4 protein-coding genes are annotated in these 8745 nt (G+C 74.2%); 1 reads left to right on the top strand and 3 read right to left on the bottom strand.

All coding sequences use genetic code 11. From position 1 onward, the window contains the following. Both ACFPIH_RS55740 and ACFPIH_RS55735 read right to left on the bottom strand, forming a co-directional pair. Positions 1 to 5658: beta-ketoacyl synthase N-terminal-like domain-containing protein (locus ACFPIH_RS55740; protein WP_385879415.1), on the bottom strand; the 5658-nt coding region annotated here is incomplete at its 3' end. Positions 5659 to 5774: 116 nt separating this feature from the next. Further along, on the bottom strand, positions 5775 to 6605 hold the full coding sequence (locus ACFPIH_RS55735) for a shikimate dehydrogenase family protein (RefSeq protein ID WP_381187910.1): 831 nt from the start codon (positions 6603 to 6605) through the stop codon (positions 5775 to 5777). Positions 6606 to 6715: 110 nt separating this feature from the next. Between ACFPIH_RS55735 and ACFPIH_RS55730 the strand changes: the two genes are divergently transcribed. Then, a complete protein-coding gene (locus ACFPIH_RS55730) occupies positions 6716 to 7108 on the top strand; it encodes a winged helix-turn-helix transcriptional regulator (RefSeq protein WP_381187913.1) in 393 nt (130 codons plus the stop codon). On the opposite strand, the gene ACFPIH_RS55725 is transcribed toward ACFPIH_RS55730, so the two are convergent. Further along, positions 7075 to 8295 carry a LuxR C-terminal-related transcriptional regulator gene (locus ACFPIH_RS55725; protein ID WP_381187915.1) on the bottom strand — a complete coding sequence of 407 codons (1221 nt, stop codon included), beginning with the start codon at positions 8293 to 8295 and terminating at the stop codon, positions 7075 to 7077. The two genes, ACFPIH_RS55730 and ACFPIH_RS55725, sit on opposite strands and share 34 nt — an antisense overlap. Positions 8296 to 8745 lie beyond the last annotated feature (450 nt).

Below are 8745 nucleotides of genomic sequence, written 5' to 3'. Positions count from 1 at the left end.
GGGGGGGGGGGGGGGGGGGGGGGGGGGGGGGGGGGGGGGGGGGGGGGGGGGGGGGAGGTGCCAGGTGGGGGTGTGGTGGGTGGTGGTGTGGAGGGTGGCGAGGGCTTGGTGGAAGGTGGTGGGTTCGGGTTGGTTGCGGCGGAGGGTGTGGAGGGCGGTGGTTTGGGTGTCCTGGATGGTGGGGGTGAGGACGGGGTGGGTGCTGATTTCGAGGTAGGTGTGGTGTCCGGTGTCGGTGAGGGTGGTGATGCCGTGGTGGAAGTGGACTTGTTGGCGGAGGTTTCGGTACCAGTACTGGGCGGTGAGGGTGGGTTGGGTGATCCAGCCGCGGTCGGTGGTGGAGTACATGGGGATGGTCGGCGGCTGGGGTGTGATGGGGGCCAGTAGTTGGGTGAGTTCGTGTTGGATGGTTTCGACGTGGGGGGTGTGGGAGGCGTAGTCGACGGGGATTTTGCGGGCGCGTATGCCGGCTGTGGTGAGGGTGGTGTGGAGGGTGTCGATGGCGTGGGGGTCGCCTGCTGCGACGGTGGAGTGGGGGCCGTTGAGGGTGGCGATGTGGAGGTTGTCGGGGAGGTGGATCTGGTCGGGTGGGAGGGGGATGGAGAGCATGGCGCCGTGTCCGGCGAGGTGGCGGGCGATGGCTTGGCTGCGGAGGGCGACGATGCGTGCGGCGTCGTGGAGGGTGAGGGCTCCGGCGATGTGGGCTGCGGCGATTTCGCCCTGGGAGTGGCCGATGACGGCGTCGGGGGTGATGCCGTGGTGCTGCCAGAGTCGGGCGAGGGCGGTCATGAGGGCGAAGGAGGCGGGTTGGACGACGTCGACGCGGTCGAGTGAGGGTGCGTGGGGGGTTTGGCGCAGGACGTCGGTGAGGTTCCAGTCGACGTAGGGTTTGAGGGCTTCTTCGCAGGCGGTGATGGCGTCGGCGAAGACGGGTGAGGTGTCGAGGAGTCCGGCGCCCATGCCGGCCCATTGGGTGCCTTGTCCGGGGAAGACGAAGACGAGTTTGCCGTCGTTCTGGCCGGCGTTGCCGGTGGTGACGGCTCGGTCGGGGGTGCCGTCGGCGAGGGCGTTGAGGCCGCGCAGGAGTTCTTCCCGGTCGGTGCCGACGATGACGGCGCGGTGTTCGAGGCGGGCTCGTCGCAGGAGGGAGCTGCCGATCTGTGCGGGGGTGAGGTCGGGGTGGCTTTGGGCGTGGTGGTGGAGTCGTCGGGCCATGTCGGCGAGTGCGGTCGGGGTTTTGGCGGACAGCACCCAGGGCACGACGGCCGGCGGCGGCTCTTCCTGGGGAGGCGTCACTTCGGCGTCCTCGGGTGCTTCTTCGAGGATCACGTGCGCGTTCGTCCCGCTGACCCCGAACGCCGAGACGCCGATCCGGCGGGCGCGACGCCCGTCCCGGGGCCACGGCACGGACTCCGTCAGCAGTTCCACCCGGCCGGCCGTCCAGTCGACGTGCGGGGTGGGCGCGTCGACGTGCAGGGTGCGCGGCAGGGTGCCGTGTCGCAGGGCCAGCAGGGACTTGACGACACCGGCGATGCCGGCGGCGGCCTGCGTGTGGCCGATGTTGGACTTGAGCGAGCCCAGCCACAGCGGTCGTTCGTCGCGTCCCTGGCCGTAGGTGTTGATGAGCGCCTGGGCCTCGATCGGGTCGCCGAGCGCGGTGCCGGTGCCGTGTGCCTCCACGGCGTCCACGTCGGCCGGAGTGAGGCCCGCGTTGGCGAGGGCCTGGCGGATGACGCGCTGCTGGGAGGGGCCGTTGGGGGCGGTCAGTCCGTTGGAGGCGCCGTCCTGGTTGACGGCCGTGCCGCGCACGGTGGCGAGGACGGTGTGGCCGTTGCGGCGGGCGTCCGACAGCCGCTCGACCAGCACCACCGCGACGCCCTCCGACCAGCCCGTGCCGTCCGCCGCCGCTGCGAACGGCTTGGGACGGCCGTCCGGAGCCAGTCCGCGCTGCCGGGAGAACTCCACGAACGAGGACGGCCGGGCCATGACCGCGACGCCGCCCGCGAGGGCCAGGTCGCTCTCGCCGGACCGCAGCGACTGCGCGGCCAGGTGCAGCGCGACCAGCGAGGAGGAGCACGCCGTGTCGACGGTGACCGCCGGGCCCTCGAAGCCGAACGTGTACGCCACCCGGCCGGAGACGACGCTCGCGGCCGTGCCCGTGCTGCGGTACCCCTCGGTGTCCTCGGCGGCCTGCGCGAGGCCGAGGTTGTAGTCCTGGTTCATCACGCCCGCGAACACCCCGGCCCGGCTGCCGCGCAGGGCCGTCACATCGATGCCCGCCCGCTCGAAGACCTCCCAGGAGGTCTCCAGGAACAGCCGCTGCTGGGGGTCCATCGCCAGCGCCTCGCGCGGGGAGATGCCGAAGAATCCGGCGTCGAACCCGGCGGCGTCCTGGAGGAAGCCGCCGTCGCGGACGTAGGTGCGTCCGGCCTGCTCGGGGTCGGGGTCGTAGAGTCCGTCGACATCCCAGCCGCGGTCGGCCGGGAACGGGGTGATGCCGTCGAGCCCCTGGTCCACGAGGTCCCACAGCTCCTCGGGAGAGGAGACCCCGCCGGGCAGCCGTACGGCCATGCCGACGATCGCGATCGGGTCGTCGTCGCCCACCGGCGCCGTGGCCGCCGGGACGTCGTCGCCCGGCGCCGGGGCACCGGTCAGCTCGCCCAGCAGGAAGCCGGCCACCGCCCGCGGAGTCGGATGGTCGAAGGCGAGTGTCGCCGGGAGCCGCAGGCCCGTGGTCTCCACCAGCCGGTTGCGCAGCCGGACGGCCTGGACCGAGGTGAACCCCAGCTCCTTGAAGGCCCGTTCCGGTGCGACACCACCCGATAACACCCCCGAGACGTCCGCGGCGGCCGCGCCCACCGCCGCCAGCAGCCTGGCCAGCCGGTCCGTCTCCGGCAACCCGGCGATCTCCGCGCGCAGTTCACCGGCGCGCCCGGCGTTCGCCGACGCCGAGGGGGCGGTGTCGACGATCCCGCGCAGGACGGCGGGGACGGAATCGCCGTACAGGGTCATGGTGTCGAGCCGTACGGTGACGGCCGTCGGCTCGCCCGACATCAGCGCGGCGTCGGTCATGGCGAGGAGGTCCCGGCGGGACAGGGTGCCCACACCCGTCGGCAGCGGGCCGGGGGTGTCGTCCTCGGCCCACGGGCCGACGGACAGCGACAGCGCCGCCAGGCCCCGGTCCCGGCGCCGCAGCGCCAGGGCGTCGCAGTACGCGGCGAACGCGGCGCCCTCGGGATCACCGGCGGCGCCGAGCGTGCCCGACGCCGCCGACAGCAGGACGTACGTCGCCGGGAGGCCGTCGGCGGGGAGTTCGTCCAGCAGTTCGTCCAGTGCCGAGGCACTCGCCACGGCCGACGCGAACGGACCGGACGGGGCGTGCACCACCGCGGAGACGGGCTGCCGCTCGCCGGCCAGGGCCGCGCGCAGTGCCGTCCGGTCGCCGGCGGGGCACGCGGCGACGGCAACCGTGGCTCCCGACTCCCGTGCGGACGAGACGAGTTCGGCGACGGCCGGGTCGCGCTCGCCCCGCTCGGCGATCAGCAGCAGGCGCCGGGCGCCGTGGCCGGTGACCAGATGCCGGGCGACGGCGGATCCCACGGGGGTGTCCGCACCGACGACGACCACCGCGCCCAGGGGACGTACCGGCACGGCGGCGCCGGCCGGCAGCCGCTCCAGGGAGGGGACGAGCAGGCTGCCGGCCCGCAGCGCCAGCCGTCCGTGGACGAAGGCCGTGAGCGGCAGGTCCGTGCCGTCGCCGGTGCCGTCCGTGTCCACGTGGGCCAGCCGCTCGCCCCACCGGGCCCGCAGACCGCCGACCAGACCGGCCACCGCCGCCTGCGCCGGGTCGGCCCGCTCCCCGGGCCGTACGGCGACGGCATCCCGGGTGACGACCACCAGCCGGGCCGACTCGGGGCGTTCGTCGTCGGCCGCCCATTCCCACAGCCGCGTGGTCACGTCCGCGACCAGCTCCGCCGCGTCGGCCGGCGCACCCGGCTCGGACGGCACGGTGAGGACGCTGACGTCGGCGGGCGCCACGTCCTCACCGGCGGGGACGGACGGCAGCGGGGTCCACTCGGTGCGCAGCAGGCTCTCGTAGGAGCCGCTGCCCGCCGCCCGCAGCCGGGCGGGCTCGTCGAGGAGGACGTGGCGGGTCACCTTGCCCGAGCGGGTGCGCGGGATGCGCGTCACCTCGTACAGCTCCTCGGGGACCTTGAAGTAGGTGAGCCGCTCGCGGCACGCGGCGAACAGCGCGTCCGTGTCGAAGCCGTCCGGGCCCGGCACGAGGAAGGCGACCGGGACCTCGCCCAGCACGTCGTGAGGCTTGCCGGCCACCGCGACGTCGGCTACCCCCGGCACCGAGCGGAGCACGTCCTCGATCTCGGCCGGATGGACGTTCTCACCACCCCGGATGATCAGGTCCTTCATCCGGCCGGAGACGGTGAAGTACCCGGCCTCGTCGCGGCGGGCCAGGTCGCCGGTGCGGTACCAGCCACCGCGCAGCGCGGCGGCCGTCTCCTCGGGCCGGTTGTGGTAGCCGACCATCACGTTGGGGCCGCTGACCCACACCTCCCCCTCGGCGCCGGCGGGTACGTCCTGGCCCGACTCCGGGTCGACGAGCCGTACGTTCAGCCCGGGCACGGGCAGCCCGCAGGACCCTTCGACGCGCGCACCGCCCGGCCAGTTGACCGTGATGGAGCCGCAGGTCTCGGTGGAGCCGTAGGCGTCCAGCAGCGGCACGCCGAAGGTCTCCTCGAACGACCTGTGCAGCGCCGCCGACGTCACCGCGCCGCCGACCAGGCCGATCCGCAGGTCCGGCGCCGAGACGCCGTGCCGCCGCGCGGCCCGCACCAGCTGGTGGTACAGGGCGGGCACGCCGGCGAGGAAGGTCGGCCTCTCCTGGCGCATCGCGGCGAGGACCTCGTCGGCGGAGTAGCCGTCGACGATGCGCGCGGTCGCGCCGACCGCGGTCACCGCCAGCACGCACGCGATGTGCGACAGACTGTGAAACAGCGGCAGCGGCCACAGCACCCGGTCCGCCGGGCCCAGCTCCAGGGCGGGCGCGTAGCAGGCGGCCACCGACCACAGGCAGTTGCGCTGGGTGGACAGCACACCCTTCGGCCGGCCGGTGGTCCCGGAGGTGTAGAGCATCCACGCGACGTCGTCCAGGTCCAGGCCGTCGCGTGCGGCCGTCGCCGGCTCGGTGCCGGCCAGGGTCTCGAAGGAGACCGTCCCGGCCGGTCCCGGCTCCCGGCCCGTGACGACGATCCGCGGGCGGTCCGCGTCGCCGAGCACCCGGGCCACCTGTCCGGCGTGGGCGGGGTCGGTGACGATCACCCGGGCACCGCTGTCGGAGAGGAACCAGGCGAGCTCCGCGTCGGAGGAGTGCGGGTTGAGCGGCACTCCGATCGCGTCGGCCCGGGTGACGGCGAGATAGCTCTCGACCGTCTCGACCCGGTTGCCGAGGTAGATCGCGACCCGGTCGCCGGGGTGCACGCTCAGCCCGGCCAGATGTCCGGCGATGCGCCGGGTGCGCAGTTCCAGTTCCCCATAGGTGACGTGACGCTGGGCATCGGCGAAGGCGGTCTTCCCGCCGAAGCGCTCGGCGTGTTCGGTGAGAATCTCGGGCAACGGCCTGATGAGTTCCGTGCGCAGCATCCGGTATCACTCCTAGGAAAAGGCGAGACATGGAAGTGGAATATGTCGCCGTGGAAAGTCTTGCGTGAATTCGGGAGCGCGGATCCCCTATCAAATCCCCTAGGACATCCCTGAGTTCACTGCGGGGATTCGGCGTCCCGCTGTGCGGGCCAGCCGAAGAACGCGCGGTATTCGGGGACCTGCTGCTGAAGCATGTGGATTCCGTGGTGCACGGGGCGGCCCAGCGCGGCCGCGGCGCGCAGCAGTGCCGTCTCGTGGGGCTTCATGACGACGTCGGCGACCAGGGCGCCGGGCGGTACGTCCGCCGGGTCGAAGGGCAGGGGGTCCTCCGGCCGCATCCCGAGCGGGGTGGCGTTGACGGCGATGCCGGCGTGCGCGAGGTCGCCGGGCCCGGCCGCGTACGCCCCCGTGAGGCGCCCCTCGCCGAGCCGCGCGAGCAGGCCCGCCAGCCGTGCCGCGTCCGGGTCCCGCACGGCGACCCGGGCGGCGCCTGCCGCCAGCAGGGCCGCCGTGACGGCGCCGCCCGCGCCACCGGCGCCGGCCACGAAGACCTGCGCGCCCCGGACAGGCCGCCCCGCCGCCCGCAGGCCCCGGACGAACCCGAGCCCGTCGAAGTTCTCGGCGAGCAGCCGGCCGTCCGCCTCGCGACGCACCGCGTTCGCGGTCCCGGTCACCGCGGCGGCCGGCCCCAGCTCGTCCACCAGGGCGCACACGGCGGCCTTGTGCGGGACCGTCACCAGCAGCCCGTCCACGTTCCCGGCCCGCGTCAGTCCTCGTACGACGTCGGCGAGGTCCCCGGGGCGCACGTGCACCGGCACGACGACGGCGTCGGCTCCGAGGCCGGCCAGCAGCGGGTTCAGCAGCATGGGCGCCCGGACCTGGGCCACGGGATCGCCGAGCACGGCGTACAGCCGGGTGGTGCCGGAGACGTGGACGCCGGCTGTCATGCCCCACTCCCGACCGCGCGGCTGTACCGGGTGTGCCGGTTGTATGGGTGAATTCTTGTAACAGAGGAGATGGAGATGGCACCCTGGAGGCCCCAGGAAGGAGCCGGAACATGCCGCAAGCGAAGATCGACGCCGGTGACGAGATCGCGGTGGAGGCCTGTCCCGTCCGTGAGGTGCTGGACCGGGTGGCCGGGAAGTGGAGCATCCTGATCATCGTGGCCGCCGCCCGCGGCCCGGTGCGCTTCACCGAACTGGAGCGCTCGATCGAGGGCATCAGCCGGCGGATGCTCACCCTGACCCTGCGCCACCTCGAACGGGACGGTCTGCTCAAGCGCACCGTGTACGCCACGGTGCCCCCTCGCGTCGATTACGAACTCACGGACATCGCACGGGAACTGCATCAGTCGCTCCTGTCGCTGACGGACTGGGCCGAACGCCATCGGGCGGCCATCTCGGCCGCGCGGGTCGCCTACGACGCGGAGCGCCTGGCCGCGGCGGGCTGAGACCGCCTGGGACGCCGGTGCGAGGAGACGGTCCCCAGGTCGGCGGGCAGGTCCCGGCGCCGTTTCACGTCGAGCTTGCGGTAGACCCTCGTCAGGTGCTGCTCCACGGTGCTGGAGGTGACGTAGAGCTTTGCCGCGATCTCGCGGTTGGTGTAGCCGAGCACCGCGAGATGGGCGACGCGTCGCTCCGACTCGGTGAGCTGCCGGGCGTCCGTCGTGCGGGGCACCGAGGCGCGGGTGGGCTCCTGGACCGCGAGCAGCTCCTCGGCCAGCGGGGCCGCCCCGCAGGAAACGGCGAGATGGCGGGCACGGCGCAGTGTGGTGCGGGCCCGGGAGCTGTCGCCGAGCGCGGAGTAGGCGCGGCCGAGATCGGCGAGGACCTGCGCCTGCTCGTACTGGTCCCCGTTGTCCTCGAACAACTCGACGGCTTCCAGCAGAAGTTGGGGCCGGCGTTCCGGTGCGCTCACCGCCGCCAGCATGCGCAGCGAACGGCCCCGGCCCGCGCCGTCGGCGGCGGGCGAACGGGTCAGCTGGTCGCGGACCAGCCGGCGGGCCCGGTCCTCGCCCCCGAGCCGCAGCCAGGCCTCGGCGGCGCTGGTCCGCCACGGAACCTGTGCGGCGGCCTCCAGACCCAGGGACCGCACGAGGTCCCCGCAGGCCAGGAAGTCGGACAGGCCGGCGTAGGCGCGCCCGGCGGCCAGGTGGTGCAGGCCGCGTGCGTGCAGGTAGTACAGCCCGTAGCGGCTGGTGAACATGGCTTCCGGAGGGGCGAACGCCAGGTGCCGGCCGGCCTCGTCGAAGTGGCCGGAACGCACCGCCGCCGTGATCAGCGTGCCGAGCGGGAAGCCGACGGCCACCCCCCACGCGTGCGGCGGCAGCAACGTCAGCGCCTCCCGCGCGCCGCGCAGGGCCCCGGCCAGGTCGCCCCGGCGCAGCAGCGCCTCCGCGCGCAGCGCCCCGAGCAGCGCGTGCCACACCGGCGCCCGTGTCGCGTCGCCGTCGTCCGCGAGCGCGGCGCCCCGCTCCAGCACGATGTCCGGCAGCCCGGCGTCGAGCAGCGCGAGCAGCGCCAGCGCGGCGGTCTCCTCGGCCCACGCACCCCGCTCACTCGGCCGCAGGGTCCGCAGCGACTGCTCCACCCACTCCACCCGCTCCCCGGCCCGCCCGCTCACGAACAGTTCGGCCAACGCCCCGGCGGTAACCGGCCAGGAATCGCTCCCGGTCAACCCCCGCGGCCCGCCCCCACCCACCCACGCCCACCCACCACCGCGCCACGCCGATACGGAGACCGCGGTGAGCACGGGCTCGGGAGCGGCGGTGGTCGCGGTCGGGGGGGTTGCAGGGGTGCGGCGGGTCGGGGCCGGGGGGTCGGTGGGCAGTGTTCGGGGACCGGGCCGGGCCGGGGCCGACTGCCCGGAGCTGTGCCGGGCGGTCGTCGGTACCGGGGTCGCGGTGGGGGGAGTCGTCGGGACTTCCCTGGGATGTGCCCGGGGGACCGGGGTCTGTCGTAGCGCCGTCGGCGCGGTGGGTGCAGCACGGCGGGCCGGCGCCGGGAGCTCGGTGGGGCGGGTTGGTGTCGGGGGTGCGGCGTGGCGGGTTGGTGTCGGGGGTTCGGTGGGGTGGGTCGGTGTGGGGGG

It is taken from the genome of Streptomyces vulcanius, from assembly GCF_042653945.1.
Taxonomy (GTDB): Bacteria; Actinomycetota; Actinomycetes; order Streptomycetales; family Streptomycetaceae; genus Streptomyces; species Streptomyces mangrovi.
Note: the sequence above shows the minus strand (reverse complement) of the source record. Positions and strands in the feature narration are given on the sequence as shown.

Excerpts from the sequence above, each read along its gene's own strand:
- ACFPIH_RS55730 (WP_381187913.1), top strand. The coding sequence starts at position 6,716 with ATGCCGCAAGCGAAGATCGACGCCGGTGACGAGATCGCGGTGGAGGCC.
- ACFPIH_RS55735 (WP_381187910.1), bottom strand. The coding sequence starts at position 6,605 with ATGACAGCCGGCGTCCACGTCTCCGGCACCACCCGGCTGTACGCCGTG.